This window comes from Ligilactobacillus apodemi DSM 16634 = JCM 16172 (assembly GCF_001434405.1).
GTDB lineage: Bacteria > Bacillota > Bacilli > Lactobacillales > Lactobacillaceae > Ligilactobacillus > Ligilactobacillus apodemi.
This window is the reverse complement of sequence record NZ_AZFT01000053.1, coordinates 835,294-855,783: the sequence shown is the minus strand read 5'-3', so window position 1 is coordinate 855,783 and position 20,490 is coordinate 835,294. Positions and strand designations below refer to the sequence as shown.

At 38.3% G+C, this 20,490-nt stretch carries 19 protein-coding genes; 18 read left to right on the top strand and 1 reads right to left on the bottom strand.

Annotation, left to right across the window (positions count from 1 at the left end; all coding sequences use genetic code 11):
• The first annotated feature begins 4 nt into the window (after window positions 1-4).
• The 3 genes from FC32_RS09505 to FC32_RS09495 all read left to right on the top strand — a co-directional run bounded on the left by FC32_RS09505 (window position 5) and on the right by FC32_RS09495 (window position 3,341).
• On the top strand, window positions 5-832 hold the full coding sequence (locus FC32_RS09505; RefSeq protein ID WP_025086859.1) for an amino acid ABC transporter substrate-binding protein: 828 nt from the start codon (window positions 5-7) through the stop codon (window positions 830-832).
• A 96-nt stretch (window positions 833-928) separates the two neighbouring features.
• Window positions 929-2,392, top strand: a complete 1,464-nt coding sequence (gene cls, locus FC32_RS09500; RefSeq protein ID WP_025086860.1) for a cardiolipin synthase — start codon at window positions 929-931, stop codon at window positions 2,390-2,392.
• A gap of 19 nt (window positions 2,393-2,411) precedes the next feature.
• Window positions 2,412-3,341: an alpha/beta hydrolase gene (locus tag FC32_RS09495; RefSeq protein ID WP_025086861.1), complete on the top strand. Its 930-nt coding sequence runs from the start codon at window positions 2,412-2,414 to the stop codon at window positions 3,339-3,341.
• Window positions 3,342-3,396: 55 nt separating this feature from the next.
• On the opposite strand, the gene FC32_RS10460 is transcribed toward FC32_RS09495, so the two are convergent.
• A complete protein-coding gene (locus tag FC32_RS10460) occupies window positions 3,397-3,513 on the bottom strand; it encodes a DUF4044 domain-containing protein (protein WP_025086862.1) in 117 nt (38 codons plus the stop codon).
• 126 nt (window positions 3,514-3,639) lie between these two features.
• Between FC32_RS10460 and FC32_RS09490 the strand changes: the two genes are divergently transcribed.
• The 15 genes from FC32_RS09490 to ileS all read left to right on the top strand — a co-directional run bounded on the left by FC32_RS09490 (window position 3,640) and on the right by ileS (window position 20,464).
• The gene (locus tag FC32_RS09490) at window positions 3,640-4,026 is read left to right on the top strand and encodes a DUF3397 family protein (RefSeq protein ID WP_338033179.1); all 387 of its coding nucleotides are present in this window, start codon (window positions 3,640-3,642) and stop codon (window positions 4,024-4,026) included.
• 236 nt (window positions 4,027-4,262) lie between these two features.
• Window positions 4,263-5,210, top strand: coding sequence for a 16S rRNA (cytosine(1402)-N(4))-methyltransferase RsmH (gene rsmH / locus FC32_RS09485; protein ID WP_025086864.1), 948 nt, complete (start codon window positions 4,263-4,265; stop codon window positions 5,208-5,210).
• Between the two features lie 13 nt (window positions 5,211-5,223).
• Entirely contained in the window at window positions 5,224-5,598 is a 375-nt protein-coding gene (gene ftsL / locus FC32_RS09480) for a cell division protein FtsL (protein WP_025086865.1), read from the top strand.
• Window positions 5,595-7,742, top strand: coding sequence for a penicillin-binding transpeptidase domain-containing protein (locus FC32_RS09475; protein WP_056957416.1), 2,148 nt, complete (start codon window positions 5,595-5,597; stop codon window positions 7,740-7,742). The genes ftsL and FC32_RS09475 overlap by 4 nt, the downstream gene beginning before the upstream one ends.
• A 33-nt stretch (window positions 7,743-7,775) precedes the next feature.
• Window positions 7,776-8,738: a phospho-N-acetylmuramoyl-pentapeptide-transferase gene (mraY, locus tag FC32_RS09470; protein WP_025086866.1), complete on the top strand. Its 963-nt coding sequence runs from the start codon at window positions 7,776-7,778 to the stop codon at window positions 8,736-8,738.
• An 18-nt stretch (window positions 8,739-8,756) separates the two neighbouring features.
• Window positions 8,757-10,127 (top strand): UDP-N-acetylmuramoyl-L-alanine--D-glutamate ligase, encoded by a 1,371-nt coding sequence (gene murD / locus FC32_RS09465; protein WP_025086867.1) that lies wholly within the window; start codon window positions 8,757-8,759, stop codon window positions 10,125-10,127.
• 2 nt (window positions 10,128-10,129) lie between these two features.
• Window positions 10,130-11,224, top strand: coding sequence for an undecaprenyldiphospho-muramoylpentapeptide beta-N-acetylglucosaminyltransferase (murG, locus tag FC32_RS09460; RefSeq protein WP_025086868.1), 1,095 nt, complete (start codon window positions 10,130-10,132; stop codon window positions 11,222-11,224).
• 168 nt (window positions 11,225-11,392) lie between these two features.
• Window positions 11,393-12,232 (top strand): cell division protein FtsQ/DivIB, encoded by an 840-nt coding sequence (locus FC32_RS09455; RefSeq protein ID WP_025086869.1) that lies wholly within the window; start codon window positions 11,393-11,395, stop codon window positions 12,230-12,232.
• 153 nt (window positions 12,233-12,385) lie between these two features.
• Complete coding sequence (ftsA, locus tag FC32_RS09450; protein ID WP_025086870.1) at window positions 12,386-13,756, top strand: cell division protein FtsA; 1,371 nt, start codon at window positions 12,386-12,388, stop codon at window positions 13,754-13,756.
• 26 nt (window positions 13,757-13,782) lie between these two features.
• The gene (gene ftsZ / locus FC32_RS09445) at window positions 13,783-15,054 is read left to right on the top strand and encodes a cell division protein FtsZ (RefSeq protein WP_025086871.1); all 1,272 of its coding nucleotides are present in this window, start codon (window positions 13,783-13,785) and stop codon (window positions 15,052-15,054) included.
• A 20-nt stretch (window positions 15,055-15,074) separates the two neighbouring features.
• On the top strand, window positions 15,075-15,509 hold the full coding sequence (locus FC32_RS09440; RefSeq protein ID WP_025086872.1) for a cell division protein SepF: 435 nt from the start codon (window positions 15,075-15,077) through the stop codon (window positions 15,507-15,509).
• A gap of 13 nt (window positions 15,510-15,522) precedes the next feature.
• A complete protein-coding gene (locus FC32_RS09435) occupies window positions 15,523-15,783 on the top strand; it encodes a YggT family protein (RefSeq protein WP_025086873.1) in 261 nt (86 codons plus the stop codon).
• Window positions 15,784-15,801: 18 nt separating this feature from the next.
• Complete coding sequence (locus FC32_RS09430) at window positions 15,802-16,584, top strand: YlmH family RNA-binding protein (RefSeq protein ID WP_025086874.1); 783 nt, start codon at window positions 15,802-15,804, stop codon at window positions 16,582-16,584.
• Between the two features lie 24 nt (window positions 16,585-16,608).
• Window positions 16,609-17,367: a DivIVA domain-containing protein gene (locus tag FC32_RS09425; protein ID WP_025086875.1), complete on the top strand. Its 759-nt coding sequence runs from the start codon at window positions 16,609-16,611 to the stop codon at window positions 17,365-17,367.
• 301 nt (window positions 17,368-17,668) lie between these two features.
• A complete protein-coding gene (gene ileS, locus FC32_RS09420; protein ID WP_025086876.1) occupies window positions 17,669-20,464 on the top strand; it encodes an isoleucine--tRNA ligase in 2,796 nt (931 codons plus the stop codon).
• Window positions 20,465-20,490 lie beyond the last annotated feature (26 nt).

The following is a 20,490-nucleotide window of genomic DNA, read 5'->3' as shown; positions in this document are numbered from 1 at the left end:
GCAAATGAAAAGATATGTAAAATTTGTCGCCCTTTTTTTCGGCTTATTCCTGGTCATGAGTCTTTCTGGGTGTACAAACGTTAAGAAAAAAGCCGATACAACTGATACTTGGTCACAAATCGTGGCCAAAAAGAAAGTCGTGATCGGTTTAGACGATAGTTTCGTTCCGATGGGATTTCGGGAAAAAAATGGGAAATTGGTAGGCTACGATATCGATTTAGCTAAAGCAGTTTTCAAATTATATGGCATCACGCCTGATTTTCAAACGATCGATTGGTCAATGAAAGAAACGGAATTACGTAATCAAACGATCGATCTGATTTGGAATGGTTACACTAAGACAACTTCAAGAGCAAAAAATGTGGCCTTTAGTGATCCATATTTAACAAATGAGCAAGTTTTAGTTACAAAAACAGCACAAAATATTACTTCTACCGCAGATATGAAAGGTAAGATCTTGGGGCTTCAAAGTGGATCTTCGGGTTATCAAGCCTATATCGACCAACCTAAGGTCTTGAAACAATATGTTAAAGAAGCCATTCAATACGATACTTTTAATAATGCGTTTATGGACCTTGATGTCAACCGGATTCAAGGGCTCTTGATCGATAGTGTTTATGCGAACTACTATGTTTCACATAAATCAGACCCAAGTAGTTATCGAACGGTAAAAACAGGTTTTGCTTCTGAATCTTTTGTAGTGGGGATGCGTAAAGGCGATAAGACATTAAGAAAGAAGATCAATCGTGCGCTTAAGATTTTAAAAGAAAATGGGACGATCGATCGCTTAAATAAAAAGTGGTTTGGGACAACTAATACAAATACCAATTAATGAACTCTTGATGGGGAATTTAAGTTTTGAACTGACATAAAAAAACATTGAGTGTATACTCATAATGAACCTATTTTGAAGGGATGGAAAGTTAAGTTGATTAATGTAGTAGGAATTCTCAGTATTATTTTGCTGCTAAATATTATTGCGGCGATCATTACGGTCTTTAAAGAACCGCGTGATATTACAGCAACTTGGGCGTGGTTATTAGTTTTAAATCTTTTACCTGTTATTGGTTTTGGGATTTATTTACTAGTTGGTAAAAAAATATCGAAAGAAAAGATGTTTGATTTAAAGATGCAAAAGCGTCTGGGGTTAGACCAATTAGTTGAATTACAAAAGGAACAGTGGAAAGAAGAAGAATTATTGCCAGAAGGCCTCCGGACACATGAAGTTCGGCAAACCGTTCATCTCTTGTTAGAAACAGACCATGCGATCTTAACTAAAAATAATCAAGTTGATGTCTATATTGATGGACATGATAAGTTTGCGCAATTGATCACAGATATCGAACATGCTAAACATCATGTTCATTTAGAGTATTATTCCTTTTTCAGTGATCGGATCGGTCATAAAATTCTCAAGAGCTTAGAAGATGCAGCTAAGCGTGGCGTCAAAGTGCGGATCATCTATGATAGCATGGGTTCGCGGGGGCAAGCGCGTGATTTCTTTAACAAGCTAGAAGCTTTAGGTGGCGAAGCACAACCATTCTTTGCTTACAAAAAAGCGTTGATCCACAGTCCGCGGATCAATTATCGTGAACACCGCAAGCTAGCGATTATTGACGGAAAAATCGGCTATATTGGTGGCTTTAACATTGGGGACCAATATTTGAGTCGGACTGAAAAGTTTGGTTATTGGCGTGATACGCATTTGCGCGTAGTTGGTAATGCGGTCATTTCAATGCAATCACGCTTTTTAATGGACTGGAATGCAACGATCAAAAACGTTAAAGGCAAAGAACCCGTTAAATACAGTGAAACTTATTTCCCATTGCAACGTCAAAAGGGCAATATTGGGATCCAAATTGTTTCTTCTGGTCCAGATAGTGAAGTTGAAGCGATCAAGAAGGGCTATTTAAAATTGATCAGTCGGGCTAATGACTACATCTACATTCAAACGCCCTACTTGATCCCTGATGATTCTGTCTTAGAAGCCTTAGTTGTGGCAGCTAAGTCTGGGGTCGATGTTAAGATCATGATTCCATGTATGCCAGACCATGCCTTTGTTTACCGCGCAACTGAGTACTATGCTAAATATTTAGTAAGTAAGGGTGTTGAAGTCTATAAGTATGATGCTGGCTTTATTCATGCCAAAACTTTTGTTGTTGATTCCCAACTTTCCTCGGTTGGTTCGGCTAACGTAGACTTTAGAAGTTTCAAATTAAACTTTGAAGCAAATGCCTTTTGTTATGACCGTACTCTAGCCAAAAAACTAAAGGGGCTCTTTGAAGCCGATTTGGATAAATGTACTAAATTAACTCCAGAATACTTTGATAAACAATCTAGTTGGCGTAAATTTAAGCAATATTTCTCCAGATTGTTATCACCTATTTTGTAAAAAGGAATTTTTATAGGGCATGAAAAAACGGAAGAAAAAAATAATTACGATCATAATTGGGCTATTGGCCATAGCATTTTTAGGCGTAAATGCATATTTAGTCAACTATGCTTTCGTTAGAGACTCAGCTAGTTTAGGGGCACCAGCGGCTAAAAAAGCTAAGATCTTAAAAAAAGATCAAGCCTGGCTAAAACAAGTTTCCAAGCAAACATGGACGGAAAAATCTTATGATGGTAAATTAACGTTAAAAGCAACTTATGTACCAGCTACTAAAAAAACTAACAAAACGATCGTCATAGCTCATGGCTACCGTGAAAACAGTACACGAATGGCGAGTTATATCAGAATGTTTCATGATCTAGGCTATAACGTATTAGCGCCAGACGATCGGGCTGCTGGAAGAAGTGAAGGTACTTTTATTACTTTTGGTTGGTTAGATCGCTTGGATTATAAGAAATGGCTCAATGAAGTTATTGCTAAAAATGGTAAAAATTCAGAAATTGGTCTTTTTGGTGTAAGCATGGGTGGGGCAACAGTTATGATGCTTAGTGGTGAAAAGTTACCTAAACAAGTTAAAGTAATTGTAGAAGATTGTGGCTATTCTTCGATCTATGAAGAATTAGGTGAACAGTTGACTGCCCAATTTGGCTTACCAAAAGAACCGATCTTAACTACTGCTAGTTGGCTCGCTCATCCATTTATTGGTTTTAATTTTAAAGAGGGTAGTGCAACCGCCCAATTAAAGAAAAATAATTTGCCGACACTCTTTATCCACGGAAGTAAGGATACGTTTGTCCCGACAAGAATGGTCTATCAAAACTATCAAGCTTCTAAGGGTAAAAAGGAACTCTGGGTCGTAAAAGGTGCAGCTCATGGGATGTCATACTATGAAGATCCAAGTGCATATACTAAAAAAGTTGGCGACTTTATGGCAAAATATTTGAAATAAAATAAAAAAGAACTTCTTAACCAGTCGAGTTAAGGAGTTCTTTTTTGTGTGACTTTTAGAAAAAGGCACTAAACGATCCCAAGATCAAGCTAGCTAATGTAAAGATCAACATTAGCCAAACAACGACCATCGTGATTTTTTGGAACGTTGTGCGTTTCTTTTTTTCTCTCACGTTAAATTACACCTTTCAAATTTTTACTACCACTATACCGTTAATCGCTAGAAGATGTCAAACAAATAAAAATTGATTTGTGCTAAAAATGATTGGTATAATGAGAGTAATATTTTACAATTAAGGATGATAAACATGTTAGAAGTGCTAGAGGCTTGGTATGTAACACCAATTAGTCTAATTTTACTATGGATAGTACTGTCTTTTTTGAAACGATATCTAAAGAAAATCTGGCCTAAAAAACTTAGAGTAGTCGACATCATGATGTTATTTTTGGTTGTGGCGATCGCTCAACTATCCGTAGAGTTGACAGGGCTTTCGTTGTTGCCATTTTTAGCGTTTGCAGTGAGTGCATATGGTTTAGCCTTAACAGTTTATTTAGTATACATGGAAGATGATTTTCGTTTGAAACGCTTTATTGTTGTATATTGGCGGACTTTAGATATCTTAATGTTACTCGTTTATTGCGTTTTATTGTTTATCAAAACAGCACAAGAAACTGGATTTCTTTAGTAAATTTTGAAAATTGCAGATAATAATTTTTAAATATGTAAAACGTTTGATAAAAAACACCAAATTGTTAGCTATTATAGTGGTTGAAAATATCGAACTATGGTAATATTTAATTGTATAACATCTAATTTAATACATATTTATCTACTCGCACTGATTATTTGTTAGTTATAATTAATTGATAGATGATAATACTTGTTATATAGGAAGAAAGATGAAAGCTGTAGGGATCAAAAATGACGGAATTTAAGCACGTGACTGTGTTATTAAATGAAGCAGTCGAACAACTTGATATTAAGCCAAATGGCGTTTATGTGGACTGTACCTTAGGTGGGGGAGGTCATACAAGTTTGATTCTGTCGAAACTTTCGGATGAGGGGCGACTATTCTCATTTGATCAAGATCAAACAGCGATCGACTATAATACAGGTAGATTAAAAAATAACCTTGAAACCGGGAAATTGACCTTTATTAAAAGTAATTTTCGTAATTTAAAGAGTTGTTTAGCTGAGTACGGTATTTTCAAAGTGGATGGGATCTTATATGACTTAGGGGTTTCGTCACCACAGTTTGATGTGGGGGAACGAGGCTTTAGTTATCAACATGATGCAATACTTGATATGCGAATGGATCAAACCCAAGCTTTAACGGCTAAAAAGATTATTAATGAATGGTCTTATCAAAATTTAGTTCGGATTTTTGCTAGATATGGTGAAGAAAAATTTGCTAAATCGATCGCTCGTCGGATCGAAGCACAGCGTAAGCAAGCACCGATCGAAACGACTGGTGAGTTAGTTGAACTTATTAAAGCAGGTATTCCTGCTAAAGCAAGACGTAAGGGTGGACATCCAGCTAAAAAAGTATTTCAAGCAGTTAGGATCGCTGTTAATGATGAACTTGGTGCCCTTGAAGAATCATTGGAGCAAGCCTTAGAAATATTAAATGTTGGCGGTAGGATCAGTGTTATTACTTTCCAATCTCTAGAAGATCGTTTAGTAAAGACCATGTTTAAAGAAAAATCAAGTCTGCCAGAAATTCCCGTAGGATTACCTGTGATTCCCGCAGAGTTTGAACCAGAATATAAAGTAGTGACTAGAAAACCTATTTTACCAACGAAAGCAGAGCTAGAAGCAAATCATCGTGCTCATTCTGCAAAGCTGAGAGCCATTGAAAAAATAAAGTAAAGGATGTGAAGATTTGGAACAATCAGCTGCTAAGAGATTTGAGGCTCAACCTCAAACACCACAAACCAAAGTTGAACGATCACCTAAAGTGCGTAAAGCAAAACAACCTAATAAAAATCCGTATTTTAAAGCAGAAAGAAATGCGTTTATTGGGCTTGGGGTATTAGTGATGGCAATGGCTTGTTTAGTTATTTGGTCGAATACGACGGTAACATCAGTTCAAGCTAAAATCCAAACTATCAATCAGAAAGTCTCAGTTTTGCAGACTTCAAATGCCAATATGAAAGAAGAAATTAGTGAGTTATCAAGTCGTTCGCGGTTGATGAAAATTGCTAAGAAAGTTGGCTTAACTATGAATGATCAAAACATAAGGAATGTTACTAAATGAGAATTAAAAAACGGCAAATAAATGTAAAAAAAGATCAACGAAACCGAAGTTATTTTGGCAGAGCGCTATTTTTTATCGTTACCCTCGTCTTCATTACATTTATTGGTCGTTTTTTTTATGTGGCAATTACCCATACTGCCCATAATAAAAACTTGACTAAATTAGCACAGGCGATGTATGCCGAAAAAACTGTGATCAAGGCAACACGTGGGACGATTTACGATGCAAATAATCAGCCGATTGCTGAGGACACGACAACGTATTCGATTTACGTTGTCTTATCTAAAACAGCGAAGACTTCGGATGGAAAACCGGACTATTTGCAAGATTCACAAAAGACAAAAGCAATTAATGTTTTAAATAAATATTTAGGGATCAGCAAAACGACTTTGAAGAAACTCTTCAATTCTAGTGATGGTCTTTATCAGGTAGAACTTGGAAATAAAGGGAAAAACATTTCCATGGAAACTAAGAAAAAGATTGAAGCTGCCAAAATCAGTGGGATCAAGTTTACTTCTTCGCAAGCTCGTTTGTATCCAAATGGAATTTTTGCCTCACACTTGATTGGGTTAGCTGAAAATGAAAACTCAAGTTTAGTTGGGGTCATGGGACTTGAAAAAGTCTTTAATAAGCAACTGACAGGGGTCGATGGCGTAAATAACTCGACGATCGATTCGCGGGGAACGACTTTGCCAAATTCAAAGAAGAAGTCCAAAAAAGCTAAGAACGGGGCTAATGTTTATACGACTTTAGATACGCGAACACAAACTTATCTTGAGACTTTAATGAGTAAAGCTCAAAAGACGTATAAACCTAAGTCAATGACAGCTGTTTTGATGAATGCCAAAACGGGTGAAATAATTGCGGCCAGTCAAAGACCGACCTTTAACCCACAAACTGGTTCGGGTTTGAGCGCAATGTGGCGTAATATCTTATTAGAAGATGCCTATGAACCTGGTTCGATCATGAAGATCTTGACCATGGCAGCTGCGATAAATAGTGGAAATTACAATGCTAGTTCGACCTTTAAGTCGGGAACCTACCAAATTGATGGGCAAACGATCAGCGATTGGAATTCAGCAGGTTGGGGTGAGATAACTTATCGTGAAGGTTTCATTCGCTCATCTAATGTCGGAATGGCTAAATTAGAGCAAGCTATGGGTGCAAAAGTTTGGCTAAAATATATCAAGAAATTTGGTTTACTAAAATCGACTAATGCTGGTTTAGGAACCGAAGCGTCTGGAAGCATTGAGTATAATTATCCGTTTGAACAAGCCAATACTGCTTTTGGTCAAGGGATCAACGTCACAGTGTTCCAAATGCTTCAAGCAATGTCGGCGATCGCCAATAACGGTAAAATGGTCAAGCCTTATTTAGTAAGTAAGGTCGTGGATTCAAACACTGGTAAAACTATTTCTTCGCAAAGTACTAAGGTTGTTGGGACTCCGATCAGCAGTTCGACCGCTAAAACGGTACGTTCAATGATGCAAGATGTTGTTACTAGTGAAAACGGTACTGGGACAGCCTATAAGATCGATGGCTATGATGTCGGGGTAAAAACCGGGACGGCACAGATTGCTAATTCAAGTGGGACAGGTTATTTGACCGGTGAGACTAATTATTTATTCTCGGTAGCTGGGATGGCGCCGATCGATAATCCTAAGTATATTTTGTACATTACAATGAAACAGCCAAAAACTTTCGCTAATCAAACGGAAGGTCAAATGTTAGCTTCGATCTTTAATCCGTTAATGAAACGTGTATTAGAAGAGTCGAGTGATTCAAGTAGTGAAAGTACCCAAGTAACGGTACCAGACGTTACGGGCACATCAGCCACGAAGGCGAAAAAGACCTTAAAGAAGAGTGGCTTAACGGTTACTGTGATCGGAAGTGGCAAGACCGTCACGAAACAATCACAAACAGCTGGTACAACAATTTTAACTGGCGAGCGCGTTATTTTATTAACAAGTGGTAAAATGACTATGCCAGATGTAACTGGTTGGTCACGCCGCGATGTTTCAAAACTTGCTAGCTTAACAGGAATCAAGATAACTGTTAAGGGTAGTGGTTACGTAACTAAGCAAAGCATTGCCGCTGGCACAACAATTACTAAGAATTCTAAATTAACCATTACTTTAAGTTAAAATGGTAGTAAAAAAAGAGGAAGGAAAAATATAATGACTGTTTTTCAAATGTTGATCCCGGTGATCAGTAGTTTAATCCTAACTGCTTTATTTACACCGGTATTTATCAGCTATGCACATAAAAAAAATCAAGGGCAAATGATCCGTGAAGATGGACCTACCTGGCATAAAGCAAAAGCCGGGACCCCGACGATGGGTGGTTTTGTTTTTAACTTGGCGATCATCATTACGGGGATCTGGGTCCCAATTTGGTTGCATGATTTAGGACCAAAGATCTTAGTTTTAGACTTCATCTTGTTACTTTATGGTTTTTTAGGCTTTTTTGATGATTCGATCAAACTATGGAGAAAACAAAATGAAGGCTTGACTCCGTTGCAAAAATTGTTGGGACAAATTTTAGGTGGGGTGATCTTTTTAATTGTTTATATGCATGAAGGTCTCCCATTTTCACTCACATTTTTTGGGCATGATATTCGATTAGGTACACTTTATATTTTATTTGTACTCTTTTGGTTGGTCGGCTTTTCCAATGCGGTCAATTTAACTGATGGCTTAGATGGATTAGTTTCAGGCCAAGCGATCATTGCATATGGTGCTTATGCGATCATTGCATATCATCAGGTTCAATATGATGTCTTGATCTTTTGTTTAGCTGTTATTGGTGCTTTGATCGCCTTTTTAGGTTTCAACCATAAACCAGCGAAAATTTTCATGGGGGATACCGGTTCATTAGCTTTAGGTGGTGGCTTAGCCGCTGTTTCGATCCTAGTGCGCCATGAATTATCCTTACTTGTGATCGGGATCATTTTTGTAATTGAAACTGCCAGTGTTATTTTGCAAGTTACTTCGTTCAAACTGACCGGTAAACGTATTTTTAAGATGAGTCCGATCCATCATCATTTTGAAAAATCAGGTTGGAGTGAATGGCGCATTGATTTAACATTTTGGGCAATTGGTTTAGTTGCAGCTATTATTGCAGTAGTGGCAATAGTTTAATTTAAGGAAGTCTTTAATATGAAAAATGTAGTTAAGTATCAAAATAAACATGTTTTGGTTGTGGGTTTAGGCAAAAGTGGGATCCATGCAGCATATCTTTTAAAAGAATTAGGTGCAGATGTTACAATTAATGACAAAAATGTACCCCAAGATAAGCAAGTAGTAGCAGATTTAGAAAATGATGGTATCAAAGTTGTGGTAGGCTCGCATCCTTTGAGTTTATTGGACGATGCAGAACTGATCGTGAAAAATCCTGGGATCCCGTATAGTAATCCGTTGATCGCACGCGCACAGGAGCTAGGCTTAACGATCATTACTGAACCAGAATTAGCCTATGAAATTTCAGATGCACAGCTTGTAGGTGTGACCGGTACTAATGGTAAAACGACAACTACGACTTTGATCGCATTAATGCTTAATCAAAATGCTAAAAATGCCAAAGCTTATCCTTGTGGTAACATTGGGATCCCAGCGACAGAAACTGCTAAAAAAGCAACGGCAAACGATACTTTGGTCATGGAACTTTCGAGTTTCCAATTGATGGGGATCACGGAACTCCATCCCAAGATCGCTGTGTTGACTAATATTTATGAAGCTCATACTGATTATCATGGTTCGCGTGAAAATTATATCAAAGCTAAGTTGAGAATTTTGAAAAACCAAACTGAAGCTGATTATTTTGTAGTTAACTATGATGACGAAGAGTGGCGCAATTTAAGCCAACAAGCTAAGGCTAAGATCGTGCCATTTTCACGCACGGCCTTTACTAAAGAAGGAGCCTATGAGCTTAACGGTTTACTTTATTTTAAAGACGAAAAAATTATGGATGCAGCTGACATCAAAGTACCTGGGACACATAACCTGGAAAATGCTTTGGCTGCAATTGCAGTAGCAAAAATTGAAGGTATTTCAAACGAAGCGATCGTAGAAGTGTTGACTACATTTTCTGGTGTAAGACACCGGACACAATATGTAACAACGTTTAATGATCGTAAATTCTATAACGATTCAAAAGCAACTAACATTGAAGCAACTGAAAAAGCATTAGCTGGTTTTAATACTCCAATCGTTTTATTAGCTGGGGGGTTAGACCGTGGCTTTACGTTTGAACGCTTGATCCCTTATTTGCAAAAAAATGTTCATGCGGTTGTTTTATTTGGCGAAACAAAAGAATTGTTAAAAGATGCGGCTAAAGCAGCCGGCGTAGAAATGATCATTGAAGCTAATAATGTTGTTGATGCAGTACCGTTAGCATATCAAGCTAGCCAACCTGGTGACACGATCTTATTATCACCCGCATGTGCTAGTTGGGATCAATGGAAAACTTTTGAAGAACGTGGCGATAAATTTATTGAAGCGGTCGAAAAATTAGAAAAAGAGGAAAAGTAAGTATGAGATTATTAGTATCAGGGGGCGGTACGGGTGGTCACATCTATCCGGCACTTGCGCTCATTGAAGCGATAAAGCAACAACAACCTGACACTGAGGTTTTGTATGTTGGTACTAAAAAAGGGCTAGAAAGTAAAATCGTTCCTAACGCAGGGATCCCGTTTAAGACGATCGAGATCCAAGGATTTAAACGGTCACTTTCATTTGAAAACTTTAAAACGGTCTATCTTTTCTTGAAGAGTGTTGAAGACTCAAAAAAAATCATTCGTGAATTTAACCCAGATGTTGTTATTGGTACGGGTGGATATGTTTGTGGCTCAGTTGTTTATGCAGCTTCAAGATTGAAGGTAAAAACGATCATCCATGAACAAAATAGCGTTGCTGGGGTGACAAATAAGTTCTTGAGTCACTTTGTGGATAAGATCGGAATCTGCTTTGATGATGTCGCAAGCGAATTTCCAGCGAAAAAAGTTGTCTTTACTGGTAATCCACGAGCACAACAAGTAGCAAAGATGAAAAAGAGTGGACGCTTAAAAGAGTATCATCTTGACCCCAAACGTCCAACCGTTTTGATTTTTGGTGGTTCGCGTGGAGCTTTAGGGATCAATCGGGCTAGCTTAGCTGCAATCAAAAAGTTCAAAGGCCAACCATATCAAGTGTTATTTGTAACTGGCCGAGTTCATTACGATGAGATCATGAAAGATCCATTGGCAAAGGATTTGCCAGAAAACGTCGTGATCGAACCTTACATTGCGGATATGCCTTCGATCTTACCTGAGATCACTGTTATTGTAGGACGGGCTGGCGCAACTAGTTTGGCTGAAATAACTGCTTTAGGTATTCCGGCGATCTTGATCCCTAGTCCGTATGTGACACACGATCATCAAACTAAAAATGCTCAAAGCCTAGTTAACAAAGAGGCCGCCTTAATGATCAAGGAAAGTGGTTTGAACGCAGAAACATTATTTGACAATATTCAAGTAATGTTAGCTGATCCTAAAAAGCAAGCACAAATGGCACAAAATGCTAAAAAAGCTGGTGTGCCAGATGCAGCGGACCGCTTGATCAAGGTCATAAATGAGTTGCTTGAAGGCTAAGAGCTGGCCCCTTGCCTCTTTTATATCAGTTCGAAAGGTAAAAATGTGAGACTGATATCAGAAATCATAAGCGCAAAGCTTAGTTCAGCAGATAACTAAATTTTGGAAAGGAAAAACTATATTTCTTTCGCAGGTTAAAATGACCCGCTCGCATTTTATATAGCAGGCTTGAAGATCATAAAGTTTTGGAAAAAAAAGCGTACTGTTCAAAATAAAAAACTCCAACCTTGGTTAGAGCAACAAGCGATTCGTAAGAAAGAAAAGCCTAAAAAACAAACTGATCTATTTGATGGGAAGCTCATAAAATTGACAGAGCAAAGAAAAAAAGCTTTACGTCAACAAGCCCTTTTCCCGTTGATTTTTTTCTCGGTCATGACATTAGTTACCTTAGTCTTGATCTTACCGATTAGTCGTGTCAGTTCAGTTACCGTTAATTCAACTGATAAACCTTTGCGCACAGCAGTCATTAAGGCGAGTGGGCTACATTATTATGAGTCTCTTTTTGTAACTTGGTTCAGTGCGGATAAAATCGAACAAAAAATCGAAAACAATGTTGGCTTAGTTAAAACGGCAACTTTAAGGTATGTAAATATCAACAAGATCGTGATCGATATTAAAGAATACGCTACTGTTGGTTACGTTTATCGTGATAAAAAGTATTATCGCTTGAGTTCTACCGGTCAAACACTATCAGTTGGGGTAGACAATGTAACTGGTAGTTACCCAGTCTTTTATAATTTTAAGAATCAAAAGAAATTAAAATTGGCGGTTGAACAGTTAGGGGAACTTTCAACGAGTTTGCGTAAATCAGTTTCTGAGATTCACTATAGTCCTACAAAAGTAAATCCTAACCGAGTTAAGATCTACATGAACGATGGGAACGAAGTAATCGGTGATTTAACGAACTTAGCTAAGAAAATGGCTTACTATCCTAAGATAACCGCCAACATGGACCAAAAAGGGGTCGTGGATCTTGAAGTTGGTGCATATTCCTACCCATACAATTAAGAATTAGAATTAACTAAAAAGTTGTGTGCTAAAAATTCAATTAATGGGGGGTTGACAAGTAGCCAACAATCATATAAGTGTGGTAGAATTAAGCTATTGAATTTAAATAATAAACTATGAGAGCATTATTAAAATCATAAGGGAGGCAAATCGATGGGAAACTCTAGTATCTATGTTGGTATCGACATCGGTACGACTTCGATCAAAGTCATAATAGCTGAGTATCTCAAAGACCAGATCAACATTATTGGTTACGGCAATACACGTTCTGCCGGGCTCAATCGTGGAGTGATCGTCGATATTGACCAAGTTGTTAAGGCGATAAAAGAAGCAGTAAAACAAGCTGAAGAAAAAGCAAATATCCAAATTTCAGAAGTAAGTGTTGGTGTTCCAGCCAATATGCTTCAAATAGAGCGATGCAAAGGAATGATCGCTATTGGAAATGAGGATGGAAATTCAAAAGAGATCAACGATTTTGATGTGAAACGTGTAACCGAAGCTGCATTGGTCCAAAATTTACCACCAGAACGTGATGTGATCGATATTGTACCGGATGAATTTATCGTCGATGGTTTTGATGGGATCCAAGATCCGCGGGGCATGGTCGGTGTTCGCCTAGAAATGCAAGGCGTGATGTATACTGGTCCTAAAACCATTTTACACAATACGCGTAAATGTATTGAACGTGCAGGTTTGAAAGTTAGGGATATGATCGTAGCACCACTTGCACTTTCGCAAGTTGCCTTGAGCGACGGTGAAAAAGATTTTGGCGCTATTTTGATCGATTTAGGCGGTGGACAAACGACCGCTGCAGTCGTACACGACTACCAATTGAAGTATACATACGTTGACCAAGAGGGTGGCGACTATGTGACACGCGATATTTCGATTGTTTTGAATACATCAATTGAAAATGCTGAAATCTTGAAACGTAACTATGGATATGCAGATGTAACGCTTGCTTCAAGCGAAGACACTTTTCCAGTAAACGTTGTTGGTCAACAAGATCCAGAAATGATCACCGAAGAATATTTGGCACAGATCATCGAAGCAAGATTACAACAAATTTTTGGCAAATTAAAAGCTGATCTTGAACGTATAAATGCTTTACAGCTACCTGGTGGAATTATTTTAACTGGTGGTTTAGCTGCCTTGCCAGGCGTAAAAGAATTGGCACAAAATATTTTTGGGGTCAACGTTAATATCTATATCCCCCAAGAAATGAACTTACGGATTCCGTCATTTGCACAGGTTATCGGGTTAGTAGAATATGTAACTCAAGAAAACGAGATCGATTTGATCGTGAGACGAACGCTTGAAGGAAAAGAGTTATTAGTTGAACAAACACACGATTTTGATGATAATGATGAGGAATATATAACTCAAGACGATGAATTTGAAACTGATGATGAATTTGTTGAAGTTGAAGAAAATCCTAAGAAAAAGAAGAACAAAAAAAATAACGATGGTAAGCCTCGGGGAATGGAGCGCTTCAAAGCAATGATCAATAGTTTATTTGATTAAGAGATTAGGAGATGGAGGAATTAGGTATGGAATTTTCATTAGATGCAGATCAACTGCAACAAGGCGCCACGATTAAAGTTATTGGTGTTGGTGGTGCTGGTGGTAACGCGGTCAACCGAATGATCGCTGATGATGTTAAAGGAGTAGAATTTATTGTTGCTAACACTGATGTGCAAGCATTAAAAAATTCAAACGCAGAAACTAAAATTCAGTTAGGACCAAAACTTACTCGTGGTCTTGGTGCAGGTGCTAACCCAGAGATCGGTAGCAAGGCTGCGCAAGAAAGTGAAGAAGCTTTGGCTGAAGCGTTAAGCGGTGCTGATATGATTTTTGTGACAGCTGGTATGGGTGGTGGTACCGGTACTGGTGCTGCTCCGATCATCGCTAAGATCGCAAAAGAACAAGGCGCTTTGACTGTTGGGGTCGTAACACGTCCATTTAGTTTTGAAGGACCTAAGCGAGCTCGTTTTGCTGCTGAAGGTGTGGCAAAGATGAAAGAACACGTTGATACTTTGGTCATCATTGCTAACAATCGTTTACTTGAGATCGTGGATAAAAAGACACCGATGTTACAAGCTTTCCAAGAAGCAGATAATGTGTTACGTCAAGGTGTGCAAGGTATCTCGGATTTGATCACCTCACCAGGTTACGTTAACTTGGACTTTGCTGATGTGAAGACGGTGATGCAAAATCAAGGTTCAGCTTTGATGGGGATCGGTTCTGCTAACGGTGAAAACCGGACGGAAGAAGCAACTAAGAAAGCTATTTCTTCGCCATTACTTGAAGTTTCCATTGATGGTGCAGAACAAGTCTTGCTAAATATTACTGGTGGTCCAGACTTGAGTTTGTTTGAAGCCCAAGCTGCTTCTGATATCGTTTCGCAAGCTGCTACAAGTGACGTGAACATTATCTTTGGTACTTCGATCAATGAATCTTTAGAAGATAATGTGATCGTAACTGTAATCGCAACCGGGATCGATAAAAAGAAAGCTGAAACAGGTGCGCAAAAGGCACGCAACATTCAGCAAAACTTTACTAACCCAACAAACCCAGCTGTAAATCAAGAAAAGACACAGGCTGGTCAATCAGCGACAACACAAAATGTTGATCCATTAGGTGATTGGGATCTTTCTCGTCAAATCAATGGTACGCGTAAAGCTGCTCAACAACGCGAAACAGAGTTCCAAAATGTTGAAAAAAAGGACTTTAACGTTTTTGGTTCTAATTCTTCAAGTGACCAAACAAACGATGAGGATGATTTAAACAATCCACCATTTTTCACACGTCGTCGTCGTTAAACTAAAGAGGGGGGATCGAGATGTCATTTTCAAGTAAGCTAAGTGGCTTTTTTAGTGCAGATGATGATTTTGATCGTTTTGATGAAGAACAAGACGAAGAGACATATCCAGAGCGTAAGCCGGTTGAAACCAAAAATGAAGGTAGCGTAATGGAATTGCATAATAATAGACGTCCAGTCGAGAAAAAAATCATGCTCTTTGAGCCCCGAATTTTTTCTGACGTTAAGGCAATTGCAACGCGTTTGTTGGCTGGTCAAGCAGCCGTAGTCAACTTCCAACGAATCGATGACGAACAAGCTCACCGAGTCGTTGACTTTCTTTCAGGGGTCGTGTTTGCTGTGGATGGTGAGATTCAACGGATCGGTGAACAAATTTTCTTGTGTACACCACATGATTTTGAAGTTGAAGGAAGTTTGACAGATACGATGCGTAGTGGTGATTATAAGTATAATTAAGGAGCCAGTTTAAGTGGGATTAGTAGGAATTATTAATGGTTTGTTTAGTTTATATACGTTTCTTATCGTAGCTTATTGCTTGCTTTCATGGTTTCCAGGAGCATATCAAACACAATTGGGACAACTATTAATAAAAATATGCCACCCATATTTGAAATTGTTTGATTTTATTCCGCCAATTGCGGGAATAAGTTTTGCACCTGTAGTTGCGATAATCGTTTTACAGTTTGTTAGAAATGGTGTTTACATGTTGTTAAGTCTGTTGCTCTTTTAAGCGTGGGAGCATAATAAAATGAATAAGGAAGTATACCAACATTTTAGAACAGAAGAACGGGCGGTAATTGATAGTTTGGCTGATTATATTAGCCAGGCTCAAGCTGAGTATCGCCCAGTCTTGACCCACTTTTTAGATCCAAGACAACAACATATTGCACAATTTTTGCTTCAAGATGATGATTTGATCAAGGTTATGGCAGAAGGGGGCACAAAAGAGGCTGAACGCAAACGCCTCCTTTTTTACCCAACGTATTATGAGCCGACATTAGCTGATTTCGAGTTACAATTACTGGAGATCAACTATCCAACCAAATTTGTCACCTTAACCCATGGTCAGGTTTTAGGAACTTTAGCTAATTGTGGTTTAGAGCGTGATGTTTTAGGTGATATTATAACTGATTTGACCCACTGGCAAATTATCGTCCAAGAAAATATTAGTGATTACTTAGTTCAGCAAGTTGAACGGATCGGTAAAACTAACGTTCGACTTGAAAAAATACAACTTTCAGAGATGGTGAGTCAACATAATGATTGGGAAATTGAAACGCTCTCAGTCAGTTCGTTGCGAATAGATACCGTTATTTCCGGTGTTTATAATATTTCGCGTAAACGAGTTAAAGATTTGATCAATGCTAAAAAAGTTCAGTTAAACTGGATGGTAAGCGAAAAGCCAGATACTGAGGTTGGGTTGTTGGATATTATTTCGGTTCGTGGTTTTGGACGGATTAAATTACAAGATATTTTAGGTATGTCCAAACGCGGGAAGCAACGCTTAGAAGTTGCAGTGATTAGAAAATGATTTTAAATTTGGAGGTGTTTGGGGATGGCTTTGACCCCTTTAGATATTCATAATAAAGAATTCCATACAAAATTACGTGGTTATGATCAAGATGAAGTCAATGATTTTTTAGACCAAATTATTAAAGATTACGAACTTGTTTTGAAGGAAAACGCACATTTAACTGAAAGTTTGAAACAAAGTCAAGAAAAGTTGAAGTACTTTAATGATTTGAAAGATTCGTTGAACCAATCGATCATTGTTGCCCAAGAAGCAGCTGATAAAGTTAAAGCAAACTCACAACGTGAAGCTGAGATCATCAATCGTGAAGCACAAAAGCAAGGTCAAGATATTATTGACCAAGCTAATGAAAAGTCACGTCATATTATTGATGAAGCTTCGAAGAAATCAAAACGTTTGGCGTTAGAAACTGATGATTTGCGCAAACAAGCTCGGATCTTCCGCCAAAAATTACAAGTTATGTTAGAATCTCAACTTGAAGTTGTTAAGGGGAGTGAATGGGATGACATCTTGAAGCAAGGGGAAACTACAAGTTACGAAGCTATTCAAGATGCAATTCGTCACGATGATACTCTTGACAAAGCCAATGCAAAAGAAGTAAAATCATTTTCAAACAATAAAGATGACGTCAATGATGTTTATGTTGCTGAAAGTGCACAAATCAGTGAAGCAGTTGAATCTCCAAAAGAATCAGAAGCTGAAACAGTTGTGATTTTCCCAGATTCAACTGATAGCAAAGCTGATAAACAAAGTTTTGCTGAAGATGACTCTGAAAACGAGTAATCTCAATACTTAACAAATTATAAGAGAACACGAATTATTTTTTATGATGTAAGCGAGCCGGAAAAATGGTGCAAGGACCGGTCATCCTCTAAATTATAGTTTATCATCTCTTTTTTGACAGGCTGAAAAAAGTAAGTTTGTCCGGGTTGATCGCGTTATAAGATTGCAGAGTGGAATTATTATTAATTCTTAAATTGGGTGGTACCGCGAGATCTCGTCCCTTAGTTGGACGGGATCTTTTTATTTTAACCAAAAGAAAGGAAGGCTGTGTTTTTCCATCCAAGCACAGTGGGTATTGGATATGCGAATCAAAGATACTTTGAATTTAGGTAAAACTAAATTTCCAATGCGTGGTAACTTACCTGTTCGTGAATTAGAACGTCAAACAGAATGGGAAGAAAATAAAGTTTACGAAAAGCGCCAAAAATTAAATGAAGGGAAACCATCATTTGTACTACATGATGGCCCTCCATATGCTAACGGAAACATCCATATGGGACACGCAATGAACAAGATCTCAAAAGATATCATTGTTCGTTCCAAGTCAATGATGGGCTTTAGAGCACCGTATGTTCCTGGGTGGGATACACATGGTTTACCAATCGAACAACAATTGAAAAAAGCTGGTGTTGACCGTAAAGCTTTGTCAGTTGCCGATTTCCGTGAAAAATGTCGGGAATATGCATTAGAACAAGTTGATAAACAACGTAAAGACTTCAAACGTTTGGGTGTTGCGGGTGAATGGGATAATCCATATTTAACTTTAAACCCAGAATATGAAGCACAACAAATTCGTGTCTTTGGTAAGATGGCTGAAGCAGGACTTATTTATAAGGGTAAGCGTCCAGTTTACTGGTCATGGTCTTCTGAATCTGCTTTAGCTGAAGCCGAAGTTGAATATCATGATGTGACTTCACCATCTGCTTACTACGCAGAAAAAGTTTTAGACGGCAAAGGTGTTTTAGATGACAATACATATATGATCGTTTGGACTACGACACCTTGGACGATTCCTGCTTCAGAAGGGATCACGATCGACGCTAACTTTGATTATGCAGTCGTTCGTCCAGCCGGTGAAGATCGTAAATTCGTGATGGCAGCAGATCTAGTACAAAAGAATTCCGAATTATTTGGTTGGGAAGATGTTGAAACTTTACAAGTTGTTAAAGGTAAGGAACTTGAATATATTACCGCACAACATCCATTCTACGAAGATCGCGAATTGCTAGTGATGTTAGGTGACTTTGTTACAACTGAATCTGGTACAGGTTTAGTGCACACGGCTCCTGGCTATGGTGATGATGACTACAAGATGGGGATGAAATATGGTTTAGATATTTTTGCTCCTGTTGATGATACTGGTCACTTAACTGCTGAATGTGGTCCGGAATTTGATGGTGTCTTTTACGAAGATGCTAACGAAGTTTCTTTAAAGAAATTGCGTGAAGCTAACTTACTCTTGAAGTCAATGGATTATGAACACAGCTATCCATTTGACTGGCGGACTAAAAAGCCGATCATCTTCCGTGCTACACCACAATGGTTTGCTTCCGTTGATAAGATCCGCGATAACATCTTAAATGCAATCAATGAAGTTAAGTTCTTGCCAGAATGGGGGCAAAAACGTCTTTACAATATGATTCGTGACCGTGGTGATTGGGTCATCTCACGTCAACGTGTTTGGGGTGTACCACTTCCAATCTTCTATGCTGAAGATGGGACAGCGATCATGGAAAAAGAAACGATCGAACATGTTGCTAAATTAATTGAAAAACATGGCTCAAACATTTGGTTTAAGCTAGATGCAAAAGATCTCTTACCAGAAGGTTATACTAATGAACATTCACCAAATGGTAAGTTTACTAAAGAAACTGACATCATGGACGTCTGGTTTGACTCTGGTTCTTCTCACCAAGGTGTTTGTGCCGAACGTGATTATTTAACTTATCCAGCTGATCTTTACCTTGAAGGTTCTGACCAATACCGTGGTTGGTTCAACTCAAGTTTGATCACAAGTGTTGCGGTTTCAAATCATGCGCCATATAAGCAGATCTTGTCACAAGGCTTTACGCTTGATGGTGAAGGACGCAAAATGAGTAAGTCGTTGGGGAATACGATCGTACCAGAAGAAGTTATCAAGAAGATGGGGGCTGAAATTATTCGCCTTTGGGTCTTAAGCGTTGATACTTCTGCTGACGTGCGTGTTTCGATGGATAGCTTTAGCCAAATTTCAGAAAGCTACCGTAAGTTCCGTAATACGATGCGTTTCTTGTTGGCTAATACGACTGACTTTGATCCAGCAACTGATGCTTTACCATTTGAAGAATTAGAAGCAATGGACCAATACATGCAACTTAAAGTCAATGAGTTTACTAAAGAGATTCTTGATGATTATGCAACTTATAACTTCATGGATATCTATAAGAAAGTCATTAACTTTATTACAACTGATCTTTCTGCCTTCTACTTAGCTGTGGCGAAAGATGTTGTTTACATTGAAGCTAAGGATTCTAAGAAACGTCGTTCAATGCAAACCGTTTTATATGATACCGTGGTTCGTTTAGCTAAATTAATGACACCTGTTATGCCACACACGACTGAAGAAGTCTGGAATTTTGTTAAAGAACCAGAAGAATATGTTCAATTAGCTGATATGCCAGCAGTAGAACATTTCGATCATGAAACAGAGATCCTTGAAAATTGGGCTCGTTTCATGAAAGTTAGAACCCATGTCTTGAAGAGTTTAGAAGAAGCTCGTAATCAAAAATTGATCGGTAAATCTTTTGAAGCTCATGTTAAATTGTACGTTTCTGACGGTGTTAAACAAGAACTCGATAATTTAAATACTGATGTTCGTCAAGCCTTGATCGTCTCTGAATTAGATGTTTTACCACTTGCTGACGCACCAGCAGATGCCGATGATTATGGTGACGTTAAGATCGTTGTTAAACATGCTGAAGGTGAAACTTGCCCACGTTGTCGTCGAATCACACTTGATGTAGGTAGTGATGAACGCTTTAAAGAATTGTGTGCAAACTGTGCCCAAATCGTGGCGGAAAACTTCCCTGAAGCACTTAGCGAAGGCTTAGAAAAATAAGATTTGATAACAAGTTGTGTTTAGGA

Bases quoted from the DNA above. Each gene is read 5' to 3' on its own strand.
- FC32_RS09505 (WP_025086859.1), top strand. From the start codon at position 5: ATGAAAAGATATGTAAAATTTGTCGCCCTTTTTTTCGGCTTATTCCTG.
- FC32_RS09495 (WP_025086861.1), top strand. From the start codon at position 2,412: ATGAAAAAACGGAAGAAAAAAATAATTACGATCATAATTGGGCTATTG.
- FC32_RS09490 (WP_338033179.1), top strand. From the start codon at position 3,640: ATGATAAACATGTTAGAAGTGCTAGAGGCTTGGTATGTAACACCAATT.
- rsmH (WP_025086864.1), top strand. From the start codon at position 4,263: ATGACGGAATTTAAGCACGTGACTGTGTTATTAAATGAAGCAGTCGAA.
- FC32_RS09475 (WP_056957416.1), top strand. From the start codon at position 5,595: ATGAGAATTAAAAAACGGCAAATAAATGTAAAAAAAGATCAACGAAAC.
- mraY (WP_025086866.1), top strand. From the start codon at position 7,776: ATGACTGTTTTTCAAATGTTGATCCCGGTGATCAGTAGTTTAATCCTA.
- murD (WP_025086867.1), top strand. From the start codon at position 8,757: ATGAAAAATGTAGTTAAGTATCAAAATAAACATGTTTTGGTTGTGGGT.
- murG (WP_025086868.1), top strand. From the start codon at position 10,130: ATGAGATTATTAGTATCAGGGGGCGGTACGGGTGGTCACATCTATCCG.
- ftsA (WP_025086870.1), top strand. From the start codon at position 12,386: ATGGGAAACTCTAGTATCTATGTTGGTATCGACATCGGTACGACTTCG.
- ftsZ (WP_025086871.1), top strand. From the start codon at position 13,783: ATGGAATTTTCATTAGATGCAGATCAACTGCAACAAGGCGCCACGATT.
- FC32_RS09440 (WP_025086872.1), top strand. From the start codon at position 15,075: ATGTCATTTTCAAGTAAGCTAAGTGGCTTTTTTAGTGCAGATGATGAT.
- FC32_RS09430 (WP_025086874.1), top strand. From the start codon at position 15,802: ATGAATAAGGAAGTATACCAACATTTTAGAACAGAAGAACGGGCGGTA.
- FC32_RS09425 (WP_025086875.1), top strand. From the start codon at position 16,609: ATGGCTTTGACCCCTTTAGATATTCATAATAAAGAATTCCATACAAAA.
- ileS (WP_025086876.1), top strand. From the start codon at position 17,669: ATGCGAATCAAAGATACTTTGAATTTAGGTAAAACTAAATTTCCAATG.